General features: G+C 33.4%; 33 protein-coding genes and 1 pseudogene. 5 read left to right on the forward strand and 29 right to left on the reverse strand.

All coding sequences use genetic code 11. The features are described from left to right. Both GTZ96_RS14570 and GTZ96_RS14575 read left to right on the forward strand, forming a co-directional pair. Positions 1-121: pseudogene (locus GTZ96_RS14570) on the forward strand (IS1595 family transposase); the annotation flags it as partial. Continuing rightward, the gene (locus tag GTZ96_RS14575) at positions 114-323 is read left to right on the forward strand and encodes a hypothetical protein (RefSeq protein ID WP_161644644.1); all 210 of its coding nucleotides are present in this window, start codon (positions 114-116) and stop codon (positions 321-323) included. The pseudogene GTZ96_RS14570 and the gene GTZ96_RS14575, both read left to right, overlap by 8 nt. 278 nt (positions 324-601) lie before the next feature. Here the strand turns inward: GTZ96_RS14575 and GTZ96_RS14580 are convergent, their stop codons facing one another. The 19 genes from GTZ96_RS14580 to GTZ96_RS14670 all read right to left on the reverse strand — a co-directional run bounded on the left by GTZ96_RS14580 (position 602) and on the right by GTZ96_RS14670 (position 12,201). Beyond that, entirely contained in the window at positions 602-1,711 is a 1,110-nt protein-coding gene (locus tag GTZ96_RS14580) for a hypothetical protein (protein WP_161644645.1), read from the reverse strand. A 3-nt stretch (positions 1,712-1,714) separates the two neighbouring features. Beyond that, positions 1,715-1,930, reverse strand: coding sequence for a hypothetical protein (locus tag GTZ96_RS14585; RefSeq protein WP_161644646.1), 216 nt, complete (start codon positions 1,928-1,930; stop codon positions 1,715-1,717). Positions 1,931-1,959: 29 nt separating this feature from the next. Further along, positions 1,960-4,212, reverse strand: a complete 2,253-nt coding sequence (locus GTZ96_RS14590; RefSeq protein WP_161644647.1) for a zincin-like metallopeptidase domain-containing protein — start codon at positions 4,210-4,212, stop codon at positions 1,960-1,962. A gap of 1 nt (position 4,213) precedes the next feature. Then, positions 4,214-4,696, reverse strand: a complete 483-nt coding sequence (locus tag GTZ96_RS14595; protein ID WP_161644648.1) for a hypothetical protein — start codon at positions 4,694-4,696, stop codon at positions 4,214-4,216. A 17-nt stretch (positions 4,697-4,713) separates the two neighbouring features. Next, positions 4,714-5,268, reverse strand: a complete 555-nt coding sequence (locus GTZ96_RS14600) for a hypothetical protein (RefSeq protein WP_161644649.1) — start codon at positions 5,266-5,268, stop codon at positions 4,714-4,716. A 2-nt stretch (positions 5,269-5,270) separates the two neighbouring features. After that, positions 5,271-5,609: a hypothetical protein gene (locus tag GTZ96_RS14605; RefSeq protein ID WP_161644650.1), complete on the reverse strand. Its 339-nt coding sequence runs from the start codon at positions 5,607-5,609 to the stop codon at positions 5,271-5,273. After that, entirely contained in the window at positions 5,587-6,213 is a 627-nt protein-coding gene (locus GTZ96_RS14610) for a glycosyl hydrolase 108 family protein (RefSeq protein ID WP_161644651.1), read from the reverse strand. Before GTZ96_RS14610 ends, GTZ96_RS14605 begins: the two co-directional genes overlap by 23 nt. 102 nt (positions 6,214-6,315) lie before the next feature. Further along, complete coding sequence (locus GTZ96_RS14615) at positions 6,316-6,519, reverse strand: hypothetical protein (protein WP_161644652.1); 204 nt, start codon at positions 6,517-6,519, stop codon at positions 6,316-6,318. Positions 6,520-6,545: 26 nt separating this feature from the next. Continuing rightward, positions 6,546-6,938, reverse strand: a complete 393-nt coding sequence (locus tag GTZ96_RS14620) for a peptidoglycan-binding domain-containing protein (RefSeq protein WP_161644653.1) — start codon at positions 6,936-6,938, stop codon at positions 6,546-6,548. 10 nt (positions 6,939-6,948) lie between these two features. Next, positions 6,949-7,377 carry a hypothetical protein gene (locus GTZ96_RS14625; protein ID WP_161644654.1) on the reverse strand — a complete coding sequence of 143 codons (429 nt, stop codon included), beginning with the start codon at positions 7,375-7,377 and terminating at the stop codon, positions 6,949-6,951. Continuing rightward, entirely contained in the window at positions 7,377-7,829 is a 453-nt protein-coding gene (locus GTZ96_RS14630) for a hypothetical protein (protein ID WP_161644655.1), read from the reverse strand. The genes GTZ96_RS14625 and GTZ96_RS14630 overlap by 1 nt, the downstream gene beginning before the upstream one ends. A gap of 16 nt (positions 7,830-7,845) precedes the next feature. Then, the gene (locus GTZ96_RS14635; protein ID WP_161644656.1) at positions 7,846-8,046 is read right to left on the reverse strand and encodes a hypothetical protein; all 201 of its coding nucleotides are present in this window, start codon (positions 8,044-8,046) and stop codon (positions 7,846-7,848) included. Then, positions 8,034-8,807 (reverse strand): hypothetical protein, encoded by a 774-nt coding sequence (locus GTZ96_RS14640; protein ID WP_161644657.1) that lies wholly within the window; start codon positions 8,805-8,807, stop codon positions 8,034-8,036. The genes GTZ96_RS14635 and GTZ96_RS14640 overlap by 13 nt, the downstream gene beginning before the upstream one ends. Further along, positions 8,795-9,070 carry a hypothetical protein gene (locus GTZ96_RS14645; protein ID WP_161644658.1) on the reverse strand — a complete coding sequence of 92 codons (276 nt, stop codon included), beginning with the start codon at positions 9,068-9,070 and terminating at the stop codon, positions 8,795-8,797. Before GTZ96_RS14645 ends, GTZ96_RS14640 begins: the two co-directional genes overlap by 13 nt. A 17-nt stretch (positions 9,071-9,087) precedes the next feature. Further along, complete coding sequence (locus GTZ96_RS14650; RefSeq protein ID WP_161644659.1) at positions 9,088-9,435, reverse strand: hypothetical protein; 348 nt, start codon at positions 9,433-9,435, stop codon at positions 9,088-9,090. Positions 9,436-9,505: 70 nt separating this feature from the next. Further along, the gene (locus GTZ96_RS14655; RefSeq protein ID WP_161644660.1) at positions 9,506-10,060 is read right to left on the reverse strand and encodes a hypothetical protein; all 555 of its coding nucleotides are present in this window, start codon (positions 10,058-10,060) and stop codon (positions 9,506-9,508) included. 65 nt (positions 10,061-10,125) lie between these two features. Then, positions 10,126-10,659, reverse strand: coding sequence for a hypothetical protein (locus tag GTZ96_RS14660; protein ID WP_161644661.1), 534 nt, complete (start codon positions 10,657-10,659; stop codon positions 10,126-10,128). Between the two features lie 18 nt (positions 10,660-10,677). Next, on the reverse strand, positions 10,678-11,487 hold the full coding sequence (locus GTZ96_RS14665; protein WP_181033206.1) for a peptidoglycan-binding domain-containing protein: 810 nt from the start codon (positions 11,485-11,487) through the stop codon (positions 10,678-10,680). 9 nt (positions 11,488-11,496) lie between these two features. Beyond that, a complete protein-coding gene (locus GTZ96_RS14670; RefSeq protein ID WP_161644662.1) occupies positions 11,497-12,201 on the reverse strand; it encodes a hypothetical protein in 705 nt (234 codons plus the stop codon). Between the two features lie 328 nt (positions 12,202-12,529). Here GTZ96_RS14670 and GTZ96_RS14675 point away from each other — a divergent pair, with 328 nt between their 5' ends. Together GTZ96_RS14675 and GTZ96_RS14680 are read left to right on the forward strand one after the other, a co-directional pair. Beyond that, a complete protein-coding gene (locus GTZ96_RS14675; RefSeq protein ID WP_161644663.1) occupies positions 12,530-13,630 on the forward strand; it encodes an AccI family restriction endonuclease in 1,101 nt (366 codons plus the stop codon). Further along, on the forward strand, positions 13,630-15,237 hold the full coding sequence (locus GTZ96_RS14680) for an Eco57I restriction-modification methylase domain-containing protein (protein ID WP_161644664.1): 1,608 nt from the start codon (positions 13,630-13,632) through the stop codon (positions 15,235-15,237). The genes GTZ96_RS14675 and GTZ96_RS14680 overlap by 1 nt, the downstream gene beginning before the upstream one ends. Before the next feature lie 249 nt (positions 15,238-15,486). Here the strand turns inward: GTZ96_RS14680 and GTZ96_RS14685 are convergent, their stop codons facing one another. The 10 genes from GTZ96_RS14685 to GTZ96_RS14730 form a co-directional block, all read right to left on the reverse strand. Further along, positions 15,487-15,732 (reverse strand): hypothetical protein, encoded by a 246-nt coding sequence (locus GTZ96_RS14685; protein ID WP_161644665.1) that lies wholly within the window; start codon positions 15,730-15,732, stop codon positions 15,487-15,489. A gap of 5 nt (positions 15,733-15,737) precedes the next feature. Then, positions 15,738-15,980, reverse strand: coding sequence for a DUF3850 domain-containing protein (locus GTZ96_RS14690; protein WP_161644666.1), 243 nt, complete (start codon positions 15,978-15,980; stop codon positions 15,738-15,740). 4 nt (positions 15,981-15,984) lie between these two features. Next, complete coding sequence (locus GTZ96_RS14695; RefSeq protein ID WP_161644667.1) at positions 15,985-16,290, reverse strand: hypothetical protein; 306 nt, start codon at positions 16,288-16,290, stop codon at positions 15,985-15,987. 33 nt (positions 16,291-16,323) lie between these two features. After that, positions 16,324-16,596: a hypothetical protein gene (locus GTZ96_RS14700; RefSeq protein WP_161644668.1), complete on the reverse strand. Its 273-nt coding sequence runs from the start codon at positions 16,594-16,596 to the stop codon at positions 16,324-16,326. A 75-nt stretch (positions 16,597-16,671) separates the two neighbouring features. Then, a complete protein-coding gene (locus tag GTZ96_RS14705; protein WP_161644669.1) occupies positions 16,672-17,016 on the reverse strand; it encodes a hypothetical protein in 345 nt (114 codons plus the stop codon). Continuing rightward, positions 17,013-17,237, reverse strand: coding sequence for a hypothetical protein (locus GTZ96_RS14710; protein ID WP_161644670.1), 225 nt, complete (start codon positions 17,235-17,237; stop codon positions 17,013-17,015). The genes GTZ96_RS14705 and GTZ96_RS14710 overlap by 4 nt, the downstream gene beginning before the upstream one ends. Positions 17,238-17,256: 19 nt before the next feature. Next, complete coding sequence (locus GTZ96_RS14715) at positions 17,257-19,011, reverse strand: hypothetical protein (protein WP_161644671.1); 1,755 nt, start codon at positions 19,009-19,011, stop codon at positions 17,257-17,259. An 87-nt stretch (positions 19,012-19,098) separates the two neighbouring features. Continuing rightward, the gene (locus GTZ96_RS14720; RefSeq protein ID WP_161644672.1) at positions 19,099-19,308 is read right to left on the reverse strand and encodes a hypothetical protein; all 210 of its coding nucleotides are present in this window, start codon (positions 19,306-19,308) and stop codon (positions 19,099-19,101) included. Positions 19,309-19,313: 5 nt separating this feature from the next. Next, positions 19,314-19,571: a hypothetical protein gene (locus GTZ96_RS14725; RefSeq protein ID WP_161644673.1), complete on the reverse strand. Its 258-nt coding sequence runs from the start codon at positions 19,569-19,571 to the stop codon at positions 19,314-19,316. Then, positions 19,568-19,744: a hypothetical protein gene (locus GTZ96_RS14730; protein WP_181033207.1), complete on the reverse strand. Its 177-nt coding sequence runs from the start codon at positions 19,742-19,744 to the stop codon at positions 19,568-19,570. The genes GTZ96_RS14725 and GTZ96_RS14730 overlap by 4 nt, the downstream gene beginning before the upstream one ends. Positions 19,745-19,941: 197 nt before the next feature. Between GTZ96_RS14730 and GTZ96_RS14735 the strand changes: the two genes are divergently transcribed. Beyond that, the gene (locus tag GTZ96_RS14735) at positions 19,942-20,352 is read left to right on the forward strand and encodes a hypothetical protein (protein WP_161644675.1); all 411 of its coding nucleotides are present in this window, start codon (positions 19,942-19,944) and stop codon (positions 20,350-20,352) included. Positions 20,353-20,405 lie beyond the last annotated feature (53 nt).

Here is a 20,405-nt window from a genome sequence, read left to right on the forward strand (position 1 = left end):
ATTTTGTTTTAGGATAAACCGTTCTCAATTTAAAACAAGTATTTTTCATAAATCCATAGAAAGAATGGTGAATGCAAAACCGATTTATCAAAAAAACATAAAACAGATATTAAGTGTATAACTCAAATACTTTATATGGGTTTTATAGTCGTTTTAAAGATGCAACACTTATAGCTTCTGATGCAGATAATTTCAAAGGTGATGCAATAAGATTAACGGCTGGAGGGCTTGGGGAATGGGCTGATACCGATTCTTATGCTGATGATTTTATTATTGGAACTAAGAGTAAATCATCAACAAAATTTAAATTTGTGAAATTATAAATTCTCTGATTTTAGTGGCATGCAAATGAGATTTGATTGAAAAATGCAAATCCATTTGCTCCATTTGTTTTGAATGCCAAAAGTGCAATGACTTCTAAATTCTTCCTCTTTCCTAAATAATTGAATACTAATAATCATGGATGGTTCCATGTGTTTAAAAACATTTTGCATTTTCTCGATATGTTCGGGTGTAAACGGCATTTTCAAATATAAAAAAATCGTGCTACATTATTGCAACACGATTTCCTTCCTAAAAACAAAAATTAACTAACTATGTTTTAGAAAAATTTATTTCTAATCTCTATTTTAAGACCTAAAGGTACATCCGAGATACTAAAGCCACCGTCTAAACATTCCAAAGTCGAAATAGGCAGCACATTATAAATCCCTTGATTATTTCCTAACTGATACGTTATATAAACCTCATTTGTTCTTACATCTTGAAATATTCTAAAGTGATACCAATCAACTGCAAAAGATGGCTTTGTACATGTAAATTTTACATACATTCCATTTAACATCAAAGTTTTCGTTTGATCTAACACTCTTTGTTCAGACCAATCCGTAGGCATAGCCCCCGTTCCGTTTAAATTATCAAAATGCTGGTTATTAAAATACTGAAATACCCCATATTTATCCAATCTAAAAACGTTTTGAGTCATCCAAATAGTATTCCCCCAAGAACCCAAAGACTGATTTGTTAAGTCATAAACATTACCCCTATATTGCGGAGAATCATAAACTTTATAAAATTTGTTTTGTTGTGCAGGAAAATTAGTAACTGATACTTCTTGTGCAGAAGAAGACCCCGTTTTAAAAAAATTTTCAGATAATCCAATCAAAAATTCATCGATGTTTTCCTCATAGATTACAGGTTCGCATAATCCCGTATTTATCACTCTATAATCCAAAAGAAACCCTTCCTCGGCAAGGGTTAGACTAGATACGATTCTAAATCTATAAGGATCATTATTTTCTTTAACTATATTTTGCGCAGGTGTAAATGACGTTATTAGCGTATCGTCTAGTTTTTTTAATAAAATATTACCATTCGATTCCTTAATAAACTTAACTATTCTTTTGTCTACTGGCAGAGTAAAGGAAGACGAAAAGAAATTTTTAGACAATTCCGTAAAAAATTCATCTTGATTTGTTGCCACTATGGGAGGTACACAAGCCGAAAAATCAAAATCATTATAGTCATAGCCTCGTGTGTTTCCTCCCCAATCCAAAACTTGTACTAACGTAAATGCTCCGTCTAACCCTATTATAGGGTCTTGTTTTGATGAAAATAAAGACATTTCACTGCTATAGTGGATAGAATGTAACGCCACATTGCCGTCATTTTTGACCACAAAATACATATAAGGGTTTGTAGGTAGTGACATTTTTTATTTTTTAGATTTTACAACTTTTTTTACCGTTTTCTTTTTCATTGGTTTTGCTTTTACATTAGTAATAGCAACTTTTACAATTTTACCGCCTTTCACGTATTTATATCCTTTTTTGAGCGTTCCGTCTGCTTTTAGTCCTGTGGCTTTTACTACACCGCTACATATTTTTTTTAATCCTTTTACTGATGGTTTTTTTAGTCCTTTTGCACTCATGTTTTTTGATTGATTTTTGATTGATGATTTTAGTTTACTATAAATGATAATTTCTTTTTTTCAATTGGCTTGGGTTCTGTCGTTGATTGGGGTTCGTTCTGTATTAGTTTTTTATTGAAAATATTAAATTTCAATCCATCAAGCGGTTTATTTTGATAACGGTTTTTGTCGGCGTAGATATAGTTCTCTCGATAGTCCGCCATTTTCTCCGTAAACAAAACGATATCCGCATCAAACTGGCTTTTGCTTCCACCCCTCATTTTGCCGTCGGTGGTTTGCTGGAAAATCACTATAAACAATTTGCCGTCGTATTTTTTACGTAAATCCTTATCGACTTCAAAACCCTTGTACATTTCCTGCATTTTTGAGAAACTGTCAATTACTATGACTTCGTTGTTTTGGATTAATTTTTCTAAATCCGAAACGCTTTTTATTTCAGGGGCTTCGATGTTAAGTAAGGCTTGATTATTCAAATACTCATTTGCTTTATCATAATACAAACTACTTTCGGGATGCTCTTCGATACTGGCATGCCCTACTTTATAATTTTGAGCCAAAGCATTCATAAACTGGAAACACATTCTAGTTTTCATTGACCCCTGACCGCCTGTAAGAGAAATTACAATACTCTCTTTTTGCTTACGTTCTATTTGCCCCAAAAAGTCCGCAATGTCTTTATTTTCAATTTTAAAAAAGTCAACATTTATAGGCTTGTTAGCTATTTTGTAGGCTAATGAATTTTTATTTTGACTAAGCTTTAGTGAAACGGGCGTTTTTTCCTTTGCAATGGTTTTTTTTTCAGTTCTTGGAACGTTCAAACCTTTTTTTGCAGCACCAAACAATGCGTATTGACCGTCCTTTATTTTTGGCTCTTCCTTTTTTTCTTCGGGTTTGGCTTGAATTGGTTTTTTTATATTTTTAACTGGTTTTGGCTTTGAAACTGGTTTTGGTTTCGGCTCTTTTTTTACTGGCAAAACAGATTTTTTTTTATCCGCTTTTTTTGGTGCTTTTTCAGTTGTCGCTCTTATATTTACATCTTTCATAAACAAAAAATCTCCCTTTGCATCGGGTTGAAGTATAAAATCGGCGACTTTTTGGGCTTGACTACTGGCTTTCATCAAAAAACGATTGTCATTTTCCAATACAGTCAATAGCGATTCATTCCAACCTTTCAAATATCCAGCGTGATTTTTATTAGTAAAAAACATGATTCCCGCTTGTGCAGACAAGAACACCGCCCCAAACTCTGCGATCAATTCCTCAAACGCATATTCAGTCGTGCCAAATTCGTTTGCAAATGCCCTTTTTAGACGGGTTTCATGTCCCGTGCTATGACTTAACTCGTGCAATTGTGTACGGTAAAAATCAATAGAACTATCAAATTTTGAAATATCGGGCATACTGATAATATCATCACTTGGACGATAAAAAGCCCTGCTTCCTGTAAATCTTATTTCCGGCTGTGGCTGTGGGTAATTCTTAATAATTGCCTCCGCCATTTCTATTTTTTTATTATTTCCTGACAAAATTTTGTCATCCGAAACTTTCCCCTCTAAAGGAAAATTATCTAAATCAAAATCAATCCCTTCAATGTCAGAACCGTTAAAAACATTGTAATACTTCAAGAAAAAGATTGTTTTTTCATCGCCTTTTTCAAGCTTATTATCTACAATTACGGTGTTTAGTTTTTCTATTTCGGCATCGCTGTACTCTTTGCTGAATGTTGAATAATAAACTACTTTGTGCCCTTTGCTTCCTTTTTTTAGCTTCCCGCCTTTTTCTTGGATTTGGTTAAAAGTCAAAAAATACGGATTATCCAATAGTCCAAAAATCGGGGTCAACATTAATACATTTGCACCTCGGTAGGCTTTTTTAGAGGCAAAATTATATGGAATCAAATAACCCTCTTCTTTCCAAGCCCTTTTGTAATCTCTCTTGTCGGCATTTTTGATTAGGTCAATCATTCGCTGAGTAACCATATCGTAAATTTCATTTGGAGAAACGGGTTTACCAAGCCCTATATCTTCACTTTCCGAAATAAACTCTATCCCCCCCAGCAAACCATCAAACCCGTCAACATCAACACCATTCAACCCATAAGGCTCTACTAGGTTTTTAATTTCAATCAAAAAAGTATCATCTGTAAAAGCGTGAAGTACTTTTATAATTCGTTTAGATATTATGGTATGGCGTTCCTTTTCGGCTTTCATCAGTAAGTTTTCTAAATCTTTCCTGTGAACTACAATACCGTTTAGGCTATTAAATTCTTGGGCTAAAGTCATGTTATTGCTTCAATTTATATTCGATTCCTAAAACACTTATAATCGCTTCGATTTTGATGTTTGCAGGAACAAAACTACCGTTGTTTATAATGGTGATCGCATTTATAAGTGTGGTTTGCAAGTCCAGCAAAACAGGTACATTACGTACTACCGTGCTTGAATTTGCGGGAATGCTTAACGAACTCATGTTAATGTCTGATTGTCCTAAAAAGACGTTATTCTTGTCGTAAAACAATATTTTTTTTAGAACAATCACCACACCGTCTGCTTTGAAGTTTTGAGGGGTTGGATTAATGAAATTCAAATCTAAATTGAAAGAAACAGAAGGCTTGCCATTATTCCACTTACCGTTTAGGTTTTTAAAACCTACTGGTAAAATCTTAACCAAGCCGAATTGTGCTGTCAGTTTTTTTGCCTTGTCTTTCAATAAAAAATACCCCAACATAAATATTCCTCCTGCTACGACAATTTTTTTTAAGCTCATTTTGTTTTTTTTTAATGTTAAATCCAAATTCTCAAAATCCTATAAGCTACAAACAAAAGTGTTGCCGCACCTAAATAAGCCAAATATTCAACCCACCACGGGACATATTTTACTGGGATTTTTACTATTTGTTTTTCAACTTTTATAATCGTGTTTTCTTTGTTTTTAGCTGTTTTCTCGCTGTACGTTTCTGCTAATTTTTGCCAAGTGATGATTTGATTTTTCAATTCATCATAATAAATTCCCGCCTCATTATCGCCTGATTTTTTACGACTATTTAGCTGCTTCAAAACTTGGTTTAGTGTGGCTTGTGTAATGCTGTCACATTCGGGTTTAGCAGTTTTTACTTTTGCAATTTGAATCACTAAGCTGTCAAGAATTGCCTTATTAACCTGTGTCTCTTTTATACTGTCGGTTCTGTGCTCGATGATGCGCTCAATGGTGTGCGTATTCTCAATGGGCTTGGAGGCGCAACCATACAAAACGATTGCTATGGCTAAACAAGCTATAATCGTCACAAGGACTTTTAAAAATAACTTGAATGGGTTTTCGTGTAAATTATTTGCGGTCATAATTAAGTTAGTTTTGATTTTATTAGATTTTTCAAACTGTCGAAAAAGCTACTGATTAATTTTTCTACTTCGCTATGTATAAGAGTGGAAAGCGAGCCGCCCCAAGCACAAAGTACATAAGTAAACATCTTGTTTAAATTAAAGTACTGGTCGCAAATTGCATATACTGAGAATGCAACGAAAAAGCTTACTATCGCTTCGGCTAAAAACCAACTTAAATTTGGCTTTTTTCCTTTCTTTACCGCATTGTATGTTTTGGTAAAAATCCCTGCCAATAAGACTAATAGGAACAAAATATAGTCCTGATAATATTTGATGTTATCTATTATGGTGTTTTTCATTTATTAAAAAATAGATTGTTGTTATTACTGTTAAACCAACTCCAGCTAACACGCTTAACTTGGAGTAGTTGGGCTTTTTTTTTTCGTAAACAAATTTGGCTAATCTGTTAAGCCAACCGTTAAGATTTGTACCGCCTATGTTACGATAAAATGTTTCCCTTGACTTTTTTAATTCACGATGTAAAACTTCAGGATTTACGGAATTTATAACCTTTATCGTGTCTTTTGTGATGTTGCTATCAACCTTGATTTTTGCTCCAAATTTTTCTTTTAAAACACTCTTAACAAACATTCGTCGTCCTGAATTAAAAAAATGATCCACAACAATATTTGCTACTGATTGATTTTCTATAAGGTCAGCGTCACAAGCATCCCAATAGTATTTTTTAGCAATAAATACAGCGGTTTCCAGTTTCAAATTTTTCATGTCCGACACTGTTGGCGGTCTTTTTATATAAGCTTCATACACGGGTGCTGATATTCCATATTTCGTGCCTACCATTTGCCCCAAAGAATTTGTATTACCTTTTTTGTCACTAGCCTTATTTTGATAGCCTCCTTCGGCTTTCAGTAATTCAGGCAGAAATAATTTAAAATTTGCCATTATAAAATCACTTTTTTAGGTTCTGATTTTGGCAATAACAATACTAATGCTAGTATTGCCATGCCTCCAATCATTAATGTTGTGTCTGTCGTTTGTGTCATTTTAATAAGGCGTTACGTTTTTTCCATCTACAAAACAGAATATCCCCATGAATTTTATTAGATATTGTCCCTTGTTTCCTTCTGCCACAAATATGCCTGCATCTTTGCCATACTCAAGGGTTCTGAATTTTGAACCGCTGTTATAATACTGACCGTCAGCTCTTTTTTTGGAAATAAAAATCACGGTATTGTCTTTTGCAGCCATCAATTGCTTCCCCTTTTTCGGTAATCCTACTTTTGGTAGTGATTTCGTAATTTTTTTTTTAATATGGTCGCAAAGGCATTCAAACTGGTTTCGGACACACCTTTTGCATTTTGTAGAGCCGTAAGGGTAATTTTTCCAAAATCGCCATCAATTTTAACATTCAAAAGACGTTGCAGCTCTCTTACTTCAAGTCCCTTGCTTCCGAACTTAAGCAGTTTGTTTCTGTCTAAAGTTGCGCCCTGTGTAGGTTTGGAGCCGCTTCCTATTGATGTTGGCGTTGATTCTTCCAGTTCAGGGACGTAATTGGCTAATTCATCGTCTTTTTGTTCGTTTTGTTTCTTTCTCCAAAGCAGATACAAAACCAAGAGACCTGCCCCGCCAACTCCAATTAGTGCTTTATCTTCATTACTCACTTTCATACTTTCTTTTTTATAGATAAATTGGAAATTTTTTCCTTAATAAATTGTAATCCTTGTCGTTGAGTTCTTCTCTTAACCATGTTTTTAACGGTAATTTGCTTCCGCCGACGGTATTGTAACCTAGAATCCGATTATAATTTCTAAGCCCAAACGCTTTGTTTATCAAACCAAATTGTTGTTGAGAAACACCTGTCAAGGCTTCAAAAATCAAGGTTTCATCTGTGCCATTGTATCGGTTCATAGCCTCGTACAGTAAACTGACTTTTTGCTTAGCGGAAAAAACGGGAATCAAATTAACATCGCCTTCATCTATGTATTTTTTGCCTTTTCTTCTTAAAACTGATTTCCCATTTTTGTCGGGTTTGGTGAGGAAATAAACTCCTAAACCAAGCACAACAACTGAAACGCTTACTATTATTACTTTTTTCGTCCCTGTCATTAGAAAAATCCTTTAATTAAAAATCTTAGTTTGGCAATGTCTGCCTCGTTAAATTGATCTTGTAACCATTCTACCAAATTCATTTTGACTAAAGTGGCACTACGTCTCTCCCCAAATTCATTAAACAACCTGATAAAACCATTATGATTGAGTCCAGTAAGATTATTTTCTACAGTATTATAGTTCGCCCCAGCCCCTAATAATGCGGTATAAATTGCCTCGGAACGTGCCTTGGCTTGCGTTGTGTTTATATTACTGGGTTTGTATCGCTTGTCTTCTTGAATTTTTTTAAATCCTTTGAAAATCTTGAAATAAGCAAAAAGGGCAACGCCTCCTATAAGCCCTATTTTAAAAATCGTAAATCCTAGATCGGCTGTCTTTTCGATTGTTTTTTGCCCTTGTGGACTAGATGCGTAAGCGACAAATGCAGGGTTTTTTAATCCTTTTTCCATTTTTTTGGTTTTTTTTTTAACCCAAAAACCCTTTTATCATGCCGAAGTTGGTTTTTAGTTGTGTTATTGCTTTTGGGCTTTTGGACAGTTCTGCCAGTTTCAACAAAACATCATTGTCCAGTTTTGACAATTGAATTAAAGCTTCTGTTTTTGGTTTTAATTCAAAAGGGGTATTTGTTGTTACCTCTATTTCAATAGTGTTTTTTAGGCTTGCCATAATTTGTATTTTTTTAATAGTGTGGCTAATTCGTTTGAAAATTCTACGTTAGAATTTAAACCGTTATTAATACTGCCTAGAACAGTCACAACAGTATCATCAATGTTTTGCAAAGCTTCAGCAAAGGATTGTTTTACGGGGCTTGAATAGTCTTCGACTGCCGCCGCTAATCCAGTCATAGGCATTGGTGTTCCTTTTGCAAAACTTATCAAGGTTGGTAAGTGCTGTATAGCTCCCATCAACATTTCTTGCGTTCCTTTGCTCTTGTCAGTACTGTATTTAGCCGCTAAACGCTCTTCTTTTAACTCTTCAATCAGTTTTTTTTGCTCCTTGTTTTCGACTTTCAAAACTTCATTTTCTGTAAAAAGTCGGGAAGCATCATTTTTGGCTACCATCAAGTTCATCACGTCCAAAGTTCCTAAACCAAAGGAATTAGAAAACATATCGGGAATTTGTACTTGTTTCGGTTGCGCTTGTGGCTGTGATTGACTTTCTAGCGTATCAGCAGAAAAGTTAACCGTAAAGCCTTGCCCGTCTGTTTTGTAAGTGCTTCCGTTTTTGCGCTTTAAATTCAGGTTTAACCTTTTATGTCCTTTTGCAAACAGGGTTTCGAAGAATTCCTCTGCCGTTCCGTATTCCTCAATAATTTCAGCATGGGTTTTGTTGCGAAACAGAAACGAATTAGTGTCTAAATCTAAAACGGAAACCGCTGCATATTTGTCGTTATTGAGTTTGTCTATTAATTCGTCTAATTCCCGCATTCCACTAATTTTTTATAAATGACTTCGATTCTTTTTACATATGCCATTCCTGCAAAGTCTTCTGAAAAAGTAACGTCCAAATTTACATCGGACACCGTGCCGTCTGCCACTACAATCGTTTTTCTCTCTCCCGCTTTTAAGGTTGCGCCATTGAAAACAACGACAACATCGCCTACATTGAAAACTTCCATAGTGGTTACACTATAGACAGGAACATTTGTGTTTTCTTTTATAACTACAGTAACGACCGTTGATACTTTCATTTTACTTTTGAGGTTGGTTATTGTTTGTAAATAAGAATGATATTGAAATAGGTGTCTTTGGTTACGGCTGCTTTTGTTTTTACGATGAAATTGAACGATTTTGTTAACGTATCAAAGTTTAACGGCTTGTAGCTGTCTGAAAACCCGCCACCTTCACGTTTTTTCCAGTGATCGATGTGTGATGATTTTGCAATAGGGATTCCGCTATCATCATTAAAACCAAACTCTGCCATATTATCTAAGTTGGCGTGATTGGTATGAAGTTCCGCACCCAAAACAAACCCAGCTTCTAGCGATGTGAATAAAGCGGCTTCTTTTTCGCCATTTGGTATAATCAGGTTGATTACTTTTTCTTTTGTTTTCATTTTCTGTTTTTTAATAAAAAAAGCCGTAAGCCAAACGCTCACGGCTTTTTGATTTTGCTTAGATCAATTACTATACTTTCGCTTGGTGCGCTCTGAATTCAAAACGGATGTTGTAATCCGCAGCACCTGAAACCGCAACCCCTTTTGGATATTCGATTTCGAACTCAAATTCTTGATTAGAAACGATTAACGGAGACGTTGAAACGTTTCTGAACATTTCGTTTGAATTCCCATTAAACAAGTCGCTCATTGGCATGTCAACCAAGATGTTTCCTGCTTGTTTGATTCTGATTTCCGCATTTTGCAAAGCCTCTGGCAATGTTCCTGTTGCAACATAGACTTCAGATTTAACACTTGCAGCGGCTGTTGAACCTTTTAATACTCTGATTCCATCAATGATATAATCACGTCCAGCATTCAATTTATTTCCGTCAAGATTAGTAACACCCACCTCGCGTTTGGTATTCACATCGATTAACTGGATAGTTCCTCCTTGACCTTTCACGTTTACGTTTAAGTAAAGTGTCTTGTCTGTCAAGGCTACTCTTCCTACGTGTGGGATTCCGTTGTTTTCTTTTGCTTTCAATGTCGCTACTGCTGACAATAATTGGGTTTTTCTGCTCATTTTTTTGATTGATTTTAGGATTACTCCCGATGATTGATTTTTTGATTGATGATTGAACTTATTTTCTAACTGTACAGTTCAGCTTCTAAAGTTTCTTCCGCTCCGTTAAGACCTAATTCGTCATCTTGTCCGTAAATGTGTGATTCCGCCCCGTGCAATCCGTCCGCTGCTTCAAAAACATTTCCATTTTCATCCATGAAAGTTCCGCTTAGACCTGATTCATCCAATTCGTAAACATGTCCATCAGCACCCATGAATTGACCGTTCAAACCGCCTTCGTCAAAAGGACAAGCTAGACCAACAGCACCTTTTGCAAAAAGGCTTGCCTTACCAGTTCCAGTAATTTTGTCACCCAAACTTTTTGTTGAAAGTTTTTTGACCGCTATTAAAGCCTGTACTATTGCACTACCTACCAATGCACCTTTAAGCAAATTAGCTTTGGTTGTTGTTCCGCTTACTTTTGTTGCACCAAAAATTGACGCGCCAGCAACTGCAATATTCAACAACGGACTTTCTGATTGAGGTAATAACGTACTCACGCCATTCGACACCATACCGCCGATAATCCCTCCTCCAATGGTTACTACTTCTTTATTCATTTTTTAAAATTTATTTAATTACTTACTCTTTTTTGTCGCTAAAACCACTATCCCTGCCAAGGCAACCGCGCCGCCCACATATAAAAGTGTATTGTCTTTTGGGCTTGCTCCTGCCGGTGCTGCTCCTTGTGTAGGCATGAAATCTGATGTCAAAGACGTAACTGGGGTTAACTCTCCCACTGGTTCTGTTTCTTCTGCATAAGCAGGTGTTGCGTTTGACGGTTTTACAGTCGTTGGAGCCGCTTCCGTTTCAGCTTCAGGAGCATACGATGGAGTGGCTTTTGACGGGCTTGGTTGTGGGGGAGGCGTACTATAAGATTCGTCAATCGTAACTGATTTTGCACCTGTCGCTTGCTGTAAAGCCGCTTCAGTTTTTGGTCCAAAATCGCCATCTGCCTCAACTCCCAAACTTTCTTGTAGCTTTTTAACTTCTGCCCCTTTGCTTCCTTTTGCAAGTCTTTTGGTTTTTTTTCCTTTTTTTGGACTCTTGCTTTTTACAAGAGTAAGTTTCTTTTTAATATTAGGCTTTGCATGACTAACAACCGCCGCCCCGACTTTGGTTTTAGAAAGCTTTACCACTTTTTTAGCCACCTTTGATTTTGAAATCTTACTTGCAACTTTCCCTACTTTAGAATTCATCAATTTTGAAGCGACCCCACCGCCCACAGGTATAAATCCTGCTGCAATGGGAGCTGCGAATTTCACCGCCTTAACTGCATTCTTTATACTTACTTGTTTGGCAATTTTCTTAATTGAGATTTTTTTTAAGAATTTGGATTTCCCTAATCCTACGCCCGACCCACTTTCACTTGCATTTATGTATATCATACCTCTTGTTTAATTAGATTTTCCTAGAAATAACAACCCTAAAAATCCCGCTATACCTAAGTAAATAGGTTTGTTTGATTTTTCTTTTGCAACGGTTGCTGTTTTCTTTGCAACGGTTTTTCGGTTTCCTTTTGGAGCGTTCAGCCCGTAATGTGGTAAATTAACTTCCGTGTCGTGTGCCATCGTGTATATTGGTTCTCTGTTATTACTGGTTGTGCCGTCTATAATTAAATAGCCGTCTTTTATGTTGCCCGTCTCTTGATTTAAAGGCACAATAACATATACATGGGTAAACAAATCAGGTCTAAAACTCGGTTGTTTAATTTGTCGGATGAAATGCCTTATACCCATATTAGCAAGCAAACAACTTGCAAAAATTGAATAGGTTTTACAATCTACACCCTCAACTCTTTGCTTAAACGCACACGCAGGACTTCTCAGCATTTGTTCCATTCCATCGGCTTTGTACTGGATATGATTATACAAAAAACCGTATATTTTATCGCAGGTTTCTTTCAATGAACTTTGTTGCAAAAGTTTTGCAACTTCCTTTGTCTGATGGTTGTACTTAACGACCATTTGCTTAATCATTCGCACGGTATCAAAAGTATTGCCGTTGCCTAGGCTAGTCTTATCACAGCTAACCGCAGGAAACAACGGCTCGTACTCTTGACCGCCTAACAAATTTCTTCTTAACAAGTTATCAATGTCCATTTTCGTTTCGTTCTTGTAATAGAGTATTAGGCTTTTTTATTCTATGTCGGTGTAAAGATTAGAAGGATTGAAACAACGATTTGACGATAGGTTAGGTTAACCTAGGTTTGCTTACGATAGCGTAACATTGCAAAGCTTTTGCAAATTTTTTTGCAAAAAAAATAACCGCTTCTTGTGGAAGAAGTTTTTTGATTGTGCAAAAAAGAATGTAAACTTGATTAATATGTAGTTGTAGGTAATGCTAAAAAACTGAAAACGTATAAAAATACCTAAAATAAAAACAACAAAAATTACTTAGCTTTGTCTCAAATTAAAAATGATCAACAAAATGGAATATCACGAAAGAATTACAAAACTAACAGGAAATGTTCCAACATTATTGGTAGATTTTGAACAGCCAAGAAAAAAAGCAAGTACACCTACGCAGGCGTCGTCAAATTTCATAACAAATAAAGAGCAAGGAGATTGGGCAGAAAATCTAGTTACAAGAGCAATAAATGAAACCTCAAAAAATTACATTGCAATAAAGTATGGTAAATCAGATGATTTAGTTGCAGGGGAAGAAGGCTTTGGCGAATTTTATCAAGAATTTCAAAACGAATTAGATACAATTGGCAAAAGACCAGATTTATTGATTTTTAATAAAGAAGATTTTGACGAAAAATTAGGATTAGACATTAGCCAAATTCCACATTATCAAATAACGGAGTATGTAAAAAAAGCAATAGCTGGTATTGAGGTAAGGTCAAGTGCCTTTTTAATAGACCAATACGAATTATTTATGCAGGTGAAAAGTGAAAAATTCATTAAAATTGCATTAGAAACTAAAGATTATTTACTTTCCGAATTTATGGATGTTTTAGACCATCCATCAAGAAAGAAATATATTGATTTATTAAATGGCTTAACTTTAAATTCTTTAAGTGTAACAAATTTTGTAACTCCAAGCTGGACTTCATCAGAAAGATTAGTATTAGCCAAAAATCAATTTAGAATTTTAAAAACTGCTTTAAAAGAAATTCAAAAAAGAGATTACTTATCAATAACTCCAAAAGTTGAAGATATAAAAGTTGTATATAAGTGGATTGAAACTTTCAATGTTCCTCATTTTTATTTCCAAGTTTTCTTTGATAAAGTTTATGGAATATCTTTTGAACAAATTCTTGAAATAATTTCAGATAGCAATAATGAAAGTGTTATATTTTCAGTAGAAAAAGATACTGGAAATCAAAATAAAACAACTATCAAAATAAAATCTAAAACTGGTATTACTATCGCTTCTAAAGTCGAAGAACCTATTCACGAAAGTGTCCGTAAAGAAATGGATAGAGGAAGGTTGTTATTTTATGTAACTTTTAAAGGAGGAACTGCTTATTTAGATATTGATAACTTGAGAAGTATTTTAGGAATTGGAAATAAGGAATTTTAATGATCGAACTAAAAGAAAATATCACTAATAATTCAATTGAAAAAGATTACTCAAAATCAATTTCATTAAGTCATCGCAAAAAATTTGCTCAATTTTTTACGCCTTTTCCAATCGCGGATTTAATGGCTAAATGGATTTTAGGAAATCCTGATTTAAAAACTATTTTAGAACCAGCATTCGGTTTAGGTGTTTTTTCAAGAGCTATTTTATCTCATAATGAAAACTTAAGCATTAAAGCATTTGAAATAGATGAAATTATTTTTGCCAATGCAAAAAACATATTTGATGAATTTGAAAACGTATCAATTCACTTGCAAGATTACATGTACAATGATTGGAAAAATAAATATGATGGTATAATCTGTAATCCGCCATATTTTAAATTTCACGATTACGATAATAAAAATATACTAAAAGAAATAGAAACAAACTTAAATTGTAAACTAAATGGATTTACTAATTTATATACTTTATTTCTATTGAAATCAATATTTCAATTAAGCAAAAATGGACGTTGTGCCTTTATAATTCCTTCAGAATTTCTTAATTCAGATTATGGTAAATTGGTAAAAACGTATTTAATAAAAAGTAAAACCCTAAGACATATTTTTGTCATTGACTTTGAAGAAAATGTGTTTGATGATGCTTTAACAACAGCATCTATTATACTTTGCGCAAATGATAACGAAACTAGTGAAGTTCAATTTAGTAATATTCAATCCATAAATGATTTAAACCAAATACAAGAAATTATAAATAGTTATCCAAATAAAATAACTACAAAACAAGTTTATAATTTTAGTGAACTTAATCCAGAAATAAAATGGAAAGCATATTATCAAAAACAAAATGCAATAAATTTTAAAAACCTAGTTCCCTTTTCAAAATACGCAAAAGTTGTTCGAGGAATTGCTACAGGTTCAAATGATTATTTTACTTTTAATCAATCTAAAGCAAAGGAATTTTCAATAAACGAAAAATATCTTTTGCCTTGTATTTGTAGAGCAATAAATTCAAAAAGTACATTTTTCACAGAATTAGATTTTGAAGCTTTAAAAAGCGATGATAAAATTGTTTATTTATTAAACGCAGTAAATTCAAACGATAAAAATGTTATAAGTTATTTGCAAAAAGGAGAAGAAGAGCAAATAAATAAAAAATTTTTAACATCTAGTAGAACACCTTGGTATTCATTAGAAAACCGACCTCCAGCTCCAATTTGGGTTTCTGTATTCAACAGAAAAGGATTAAGATTTATTCGCAATGAAGCAAATATTTCTAATTTAACTACATTTCATTGTATATACCCAAAGCAAACAAACTCATTTACGCAAATAAACATAGACCTCTTGTTTGCATATTTATTAACCGAAACTGCAAAACAAATTTTTGAAGATAATAGTAGAGAATATGGTAATGGGTTACAAAAATTTGAACCAAACGACATCAATAAAGGAAAAATGTTAGATTTAGAACTAATTGATGAAAAAACAAAAGAAAGTATTTTAAATCTTTACAAAAACTATAAAATTGAAGTGACAGAAAACAAAAATGGCGAAGAATATTTAAAAAAAATAAATGAGATATTCATTGAGAAATTTACGTAAAAACAAGCAATACATACAACTTACTACAATAGATTTGGGTAATTGACTTAATTTGGAAATGGTTTTGTATTTGGGTTGTTTTGGTAATCCAAAGACAAGGCTTTTTTAAGCCCAAACCTATTGAAGCAAGGAGTTGTTAAATGAGATTTACGAGCCGAGTGCAAAACGATTGGATTCCTCGCAAGATTCCATTCCTTGAATTAGATTAAATTTTTTAACAGATTCATTGCCACTTGGCTATTTAAAAAATTATTTTGATTGAAAATCGATTTTAAGACGCCTTCTTATTAGAAAGGTGTATTTGTCCTTGCCTCCGTTTAATATCTTGTTAAAAAGCTTTATTTTAAGTTGTTCGTCATTTATAAATCCCGAAAGCTTGTTTGCGCTAGTTAATTTTGTGTTTTTGATTGGATTTTCTTTAGGATTTTCCAGTACACGGATAATAAAGTTGCGATTTATTAATGCGTTTGTTGGGTTGTCTGATGGTTTTGCCATTTGTTCTAAAGCTGTTTTTCAATGGATAATATTACGTAACCCTCTTGCAGTCCGTAATTGGTATCTTCAAAAACATTCGTTATTGTTCTTGTGTAACTCCATTTTGAAGTGTCTTCAAACTCTATTATCTTAAAACGGATGATATCACCAGCTTTGAAATCTCTATCGTTTTTCCTAAGTTCCCAGTTCTTCTTGCCAATAAAATGGAGTTGTGCAAACTCGTATTTAATTTTTAAATCGTGTGTCATATCTTTAATTTTCGCTAACCAGCTTCGATGTTTTTTTCTTTGTAGAACTTTCTCTGTAATCCTGAAGCTTCATTTTTAATTCGTCCGATAACATATAACCATCAGGAACACCGTTTCTGTCAATAAAAATGACAACTTCAAATGTGGATATGTTTTTTGCAAAAAAATTTGCACCAGCCGTAATGCCTTTTCTCGTTTCTTTGATTATTTCGTTTATTTCGTTTCGGATGTAATCAGCTGTAAACTGACTCATAAACAATGATTGCAATTGTGCTTTATTCCTGATGTAACTTAGTTTTTTTAGGTTCATATTACTTATACTTTTTGGGTTCTTAATTGTCAGCTATTTAGTTTTTAAAAAATCACTTAGTTCATGTATTCTATTTGATGCCGATTTAAAAAAGTCTAGCTTAAAATCCATTTTTTCAATCTTATCTTGTTTCAACTGAATAATTCTTTTTAACCTATCTATTTCTTTTTTTTGTTCTAAATAATTATCAAGGGAGAAAAATAGAATTTCGGGAACAGTTTTAATGTTTTGCTCCTTTGCAACTTTTTCAAGTTGTTTTTGTTGCGATGGTGTAAAACTTCTTATGTAAGTACTTTTCTTTATCATGTTGTTGAATTGTAGATTTTTTACGAACAGATCAGCTGCTGCCGTTTTTCCTGGTTCGCTTAAAAATCTACTTTTTTAAAGATTTATTAATTGTTTATGTAATTCGTTAAAGTATTTTCTAACTATAAAAACCACATCTTCATGTTGGGCTTTATAATCATTGCAACATTGAAGTAAAATAATAGCCTCGTGTATTTTTAAGTTGAAACTTGCAAAGGATTTATTTTGATTTTCAATCTTAATTCTCAAACGAAAAAATAAATTTGTTGCAACGTCAACAGCTAACATATTATTGAAATAGGCATCATTATAGATATTAGTATGTAAAATATCCCATTTTTTAGTTCTGAATTGTGCAACTACATTTTGCAGAATTAAGAAATCTTCAAGTTTATTTTTTTTGAGTATAATAGTCTTCATAATCTTTTTGATGCAATTAAAATTCCATTTTCGTAAAACTGAATTACGTTTGTAATTTTGGCTAAGGCATGTTTTTCAAAACGTCGTAGCATACTTGTAACTACTGATTGGCTGTTACGCTTGTTTTGATTAATTGGCGACCACCAAACTGCATTACTTTCTTTACTCTTAGTAAGGATTACCATTTTAATTTTCGAGGATTCAGGGGCAAATACTGGCATAATTATAAATTAGGTTTAATTAAAATTCGCTAAAATCATATTGTGCAAAATCATTATCTACATAACTCACTTTCTCATTAATTTTCAATGATTTTTTTTCAATCATTTGGGGCAACTTTTCTAAATATTCGGCTGGTAAATTCTTTTCTACATAATCAAACAATTGTGGCATTGTGATTTTGTTTTTGAAGAAACGGTTTACTTCATTTTCGCATTTTTTTGCGTGATTTATTGCTTCTTTTCTGCGTACTGCATTGGCTTCTTGCTTCTTTTTCAAAGCTTCATATTTTGCCTTTCCTTGCAAATGTTCACCCCATTTGGCTTTTGTATATTCAAAACCTACTTCTTTTGATGTTTTACGTGTCATATCAAAATACTCATAAGGAAATAAAGGAGGAAAATCATTTTTTATAAACCATTTTCTAGCCCATTCAGCACGCCAACGCATTTGTTGAATATCATCTACAATTGCAGCCTTATTAAAAGCCTCACCTGTAAAAGCAATCCATTTGTTTTGCATATAAAGCGCAATAGCTTTTTTCCAAGAACCCGCAAACGGCGTTGTGTTTTTATAAATTTTAGAAATACTTTTAAAGAAGTCTTGTATAACAAGTTCTCTAAAATCTTCTTTTAACATTGTTCCGGAATAAGCTTCTTTGAATAAATAGCGTGTATCGATTGGTTTGTAGTTATTATATTCCTTATTAGCAAGGTTTACAGCCAATTCCTGCGGGTGAATGATAAGGTTTTGCAACTTTTCGGATAAAGTTTCAGAAACTTTAACACTTTTCGCCACCGCCACCTCGGTTGAATTTTGCAGTTTGCTGGCTGGTGTTCCTGTAAAAAACAAATAAGAAGGCGTGACCGAAGGGAACTCCTTATCAAAATGAGAAATGTTTTTAACATTCTCATTCATTTGACATTCATTTAAATCTGTTCTAGTATTCTCATTGTTATCAGGTAACTCTTTCTCGTTTTCAGAGGTAAGTTGTTGATTTTCAGTAGTTATTAATTTCGAGGTTTTGAGGTCTAAAACCGTCAAAATTTCGGCATTTATATGTACTTCAACAGGTCTATTTTGACCTTTAAACACATACTCCACAAATACACCGCACTCTTCTAAACGTTGTCTATGGTTACGCACAGTCTTTGTGCAGAGGTCTAAGCTACTTATCCCCTTGCGTTTTAGTTCAGTTACTAAAAATGAATTGATTTTGAATTCTTCAATAGGTCTAATTGTAGTAACACGCAATTTCATATATTGCTCGTTGCGTTTCATTAGTTGCGAATTATATAAGTGTAATAGGTTTTGAAATACTAATTCCGTGGCGTACTTTACAGTTTGGATTTTCTTTTTTTCGAGAATTAAACCGTAATCCTTCATAAAAGCATCCGCATTATCATTATACTCTCTTGGTTTAAGAGATTTACTTTTATAAAAAAAAACCTTTGCAAATTCTTTTTGAACCTCATTTAGCTGGTTTTCTCTTAAAAAACTTCTTACATCAGCATTATGCTTTTCAATTTGCTCATTCTCGGCATTTGTCTTGAAGTTATAAGCTGAAATATACTTTCTGTATTTATCCATTGTTATTGCAAATGCTTCAACAACAATTGCAGGATAAACAGCCATAATCCTATTTTCTGTTTGCAAAGTCGTTGCAATGGCTGTTGCAATAGTTTCTTGTATTGATTTTTTTTCAGTAGTGTTACCAAATCCAAAAAGATTGGATGCTAACGAAAAAACTCTACTGTCTAAATTTTGTTTGCTCATAATAACTTCTTTTCTAATAACCTTTCGGCATCGGGCGCAATACGCCCGAATGCGTCTAGGAATTTTCAGCATTTGCTGGAGGTATTTTTATGCTCTACGATTTTTATTGAATTGTGTAGCCATCAGTTTTTCAGTAACACTTTCAAGTGTCCAGTTTTCTAATGCTGTTTTCTTTTTAGCCTTTTTGGGTGTTGGTTTCCCAAATTCTTTATCAATACACAAAGCCAGTTCTTTCAGTTCCTCAGAGGAAAGAAAGATTTTTGCATTGTTGAATATTGATAAAACTTTTGGGTTCATCAAGCTTATTTTTTAGATAGTTTTTTACGTTTTAAGGCCATTGCTTTTTTAGCTTTTATGGTTTTGTTTACCAATTGCATAATTGCCATTTCTACAGCTTCATTTTCTCTAAAACAATTTGTAATCAATCGAATACTTTCTACTGAATAATCTTTACCTCTTTCGTTTTTGAGTCCTAATTTTCGCAAATAAGGAATAACTTTGGGTGTATATTTCTTGCCTAATGTTTCAAGCATTAGTTTTCTTTCTTTTTTAGAAATCATATCTCTAGTTGTATTTGATAATTAAAATCCTTTTGTAATTCTTTCAAGTCCTTATTTCCTGTCACAAAATCCCAAGGCACATAAATAGTTTTAACATTAGGATTATATCTCACGCCTGCTTTAGCTAATTTTTGATGCAATCGATACCGTCTATTTTGTTTTGATGTTCTCATAGCTTTTCGTAATATTTGGCACTCGTTTTGCATCATTTCTTAATTGATATATTTCTTACAAAAAATCAATGGCTTTGCAACTGTTTTTTTATTACATTCGTATTTACGTGCTTTTCTACAAATAGTACTGCAATTGTAACGCTTTGATGTTGTAAAATTACAAACATATTTCAATTATACAAACATATTTCAATAAAATGCAAACATTTTACAAAAGATTAATTCAACTAATTGACGCAAAAGGATTTAAAAATCTAAACGATTTTGCTTTAAAGGGTTTGAAATATGACTCTTCTTCTAAACTAAATAGATTAAAGGATGAAAATAAAAAACCATCTTTTGAAATATTAGAAGATATTGCAAACAAGTTTGAAGATTTGGATTTGCGCTGGTTTCTGCTTGGCAAAGGCGAAATGTTTCGAGGAACTGAAACGCAAGTAGAAAAGGGGACGGATTTATTATTAAAAATACAGTTGCTGGAAGAACAAAACGAGTTATTGAGAGAGACTAAAGAGCAATCTCAAGAAATAATTGCATTATATAAAGAAAAAATAAATCGTCTCGAAAATCTCTTAGGTGGTAACGCCGATAAAAGCCAAACCGCATAGTGATATGCGGGTTGTATGGAAAAGAGAATCAAGATTAAAAATTACAACATAAA

The organism is Flavobacterium undicola (assembly GCF_009909155.2).
Lineage (GTDB): Bacteria > Bacteroidota > Bacteroidia > Flavobacteriales > Flavobacteriaceae > Flavobacterium > Flavobacterium undicola.

Excerpts from the sequence above, each read along its gene's own strand:
- GTZ96_RS14670 (WP_161644662.1), bottom strand. The coding sequence starts at position 12,201 with ATGGACATTGATAACTTGTTAAGAAGAAATTTGTTAGGCGGTCAAGAG.
- GTZ96_RS14675 (WP_161644663.1), top strand. The coding sequence starts at position 12,530 with ATGGAATATCACGAAAGAATTACAAAACTAACAGGAAATGTTCCAACA.
- GTZ96_RS14700 (WP_161644668.1), bottom strand. The coding sequence starts at position 16,596 with ATGATAAAGAAAAGTACTTACATAAGAAGTTTTACACCATCGCAACAA.
- GTZ96_RS14680 (WP_161644664.1), top strand. The coding sequence starts at position 13,630 with ATGATCGAACTAAAAGAAAATATCACTAATAATTCAATTGAAAAAGAT.
- GTZ96_RS14660 (WP_161644661.1), bottom strand. The coding sequence starts at position 10,659 with ATGAATAAAGAAGTAGTAACCATTGGAGGAGGGATTATCGGCGGTATG.
- GTZ96_RS14635 (WP_161644656.1), bottom strand. The coding sequence starts at position 8,046 with ATGGCAAGCCTAAAAAACACTATTGAAATAGAGGTAACAACAAATACC.
- GTZ96_RS14730 (WP_181033207.1), bottom strand. The coding sequence starts at position 19,744 with ATGAGAACATCAAAACAAAATAGACGGTATCGATTGCATCAAAAATTA.
- GTZ96_RS14650 (WP_161644659.1), bottom strand. The coding sequence starts at position 9,435 with ATGAAAACAAAAGAAAAAGTAATCAACCTGATTATACCAAATGGCGAA.
- GTZ96_RS14615 (WP_161644652.1), bottom strand. The coding sequence starts at position 6,519 with ATGGCTGCAAAAGACAATACCGTGATTTTTATTTCCAAAAAAAGAGCT.
- GTZ96_RS14715 (WP_161644671.1), bottom strand. The coding sequence starts at position 19,011 with ATGAGCAAACAAAATTTAGACAGTAGAGTTTTTTCGTTAGCATCCAAT.
- GTZ96_RS14595 (WP_161644648.1), bottom strand. The coding sequence starts at position 4,696 with ATGAGCTTAAAAAAAATTGTCGTAGCAGGAGGAATATTTATGTTGGGG.
- GTZ96_RS14585 (WP_161644646.1), bottom strand. The coding sequence starts at position 1,930 with ATGAGTGCAAAAGGACTAAAAAAACCATCAGTAAAAGGATTAAAAAAA.
- GTZ96_RS14600 (WP_161644649.1), bottom strand. The coding sequence starts at position 5,268 with ATGACCGCAAATAATTTACACGAAAACCCATTCAAGTTATTTTTAAAA.
- GTZ96_RS14580 (WP_161644645.1), bottom strand. The coding sequence starts at position 1,711 with ATGTCACTACCTACAAACCCTTATATGTATTTTGTGGTCAAAAATGAC.
- GTZ96_RS14610 (WP_161644651.1), bottom strand. The coding sequence starts at position 6,213 with ATGGCAAATTTTAAATTATTTCTGCCTGAATTACTGAAAGCCGAAGGA.
- GTZ96_RS14645 (WP_161644658.1), bottom strand. The coding sequence starts at position 9,070 with ATGAAAGTATCAACGGTCGTTACTGTAGTTATAAAAGAAAACACAAAT.
- GTZ96_RS14590 (WP_161644647.1), bottom strand. The coding sequence starts at position 4,212 with ATGACTTTAGCCCAAGAATTTAATAGCCTAAACGGTATTGTAGTTCAC.
- GTZ96_RS14685 (WP_161644665.1), bottom strand. The coding sequence starts at position 15,732 with ATGGCAAAACCATCAGACAACCCAACAAACGCATTAATAAATCGCAAC.
- GTZ96_RS14725 (WP_161644673.1), bottom strand. The coding sequence starts at position 19,571 with ATGATTTCTAAAAAAGAAAGAAAACTAATGCTTGAAACATTAGGCAAG.
- GTZ96_RS14695 (WP_161644667.1), bottom strand. The coding sequence starts at position 16,290 with ATGAACCTAAAAAAACTAAGTTACATCAGGAATAAAGCACAATTGCAA.
- GTZ96_RS14655 (WP_161644660.1), bottom strand. The coding sequence starts at position 10,060 with ATGAGCAGAAAAACCCAATTATTGTCAGCAGTAGCGACATTGAAAGCA.
- GTZ96_RS14625 (WP_161644654.1), bottom strand. The coding sequence starts at position 7,377 with ATGACAGGGACGAAAAAAGTAATAATAGTAAGCGTTTCAGTTGTTGTG.
- GTZ96_RS14640 (WP_161644657.1), bottom strand. The coding sequence starts at position 8,807 with ATGCGGGAATTAGACGAATTAATAGACAAACTCAATAACGACAAATAT.
- GTZ96_RS14710 (WP_161644670.1), bottom strand. The coding sequence starts at position 17,237 with ATGCCAGTATTTGCCCCTGAATCCTCGAAAATTAAAATGGTAATCCTT.
- GTZ96_RS14620 (WP_161644653.1), bottom strand. The coding sequence starts at position 6,938 with ATGAAAGTGAGTAATGAAGATAAAGCACTAATTGGAGTTGGCGGGGCA.
- GTZ96_RS14630 (WP_161644655.1), bottom strand. The coding sequence starts at position 7,829 with ATGGAAAAAGGATTAAAAAACCCTGCATTTGTCGCTTACGCATCTAGT.
- GTZ96_RS14605 (WP_161644650.1), bottom strand. The coding sequence starts at position 5,609 with ATGAAAAACACCATAATAGATAACATCAAATATTATCAGGACTATATT.
- GTZ96_RS14720 (WP_161644672.1), bottom strand. The coding sequence starts at position 19,308 with ATGAACCCAAAAGTTTTATCAATATTCAACAATGCAAAAATCTTTCTT.
- GTZ96_RS14665 (WP_181033206.1), bottom strand. The coding sequence starts at position 11,487 with ATGATATACATAAATGCAAGTGAAAGTGGGTCGGGCGTAGGATTAGGG.
- GTZ96_RS14735 (WP_161644675.1), top strand. The coding sequence starts at position 19,942 with ATGCAAACATTTTACAAAAGATTAATTCAACTAATTGACGCAAAAGGA.
- GTZ96_RS14690 (WP_161644666.1), bottom strand. The coding sequence starts at position 15,980 with ATGACACACGATTTAAAAATTAAATACGAGTTTGCACAACTCCATTTT.
- GTZ96_RS14705 (WP_161644669.1), bottom strand. The coding sequence starts at position 17,016 with ATGAAGACTATTATACTCAAAAAAAATAAACTTGAAGATTTCTTAATT.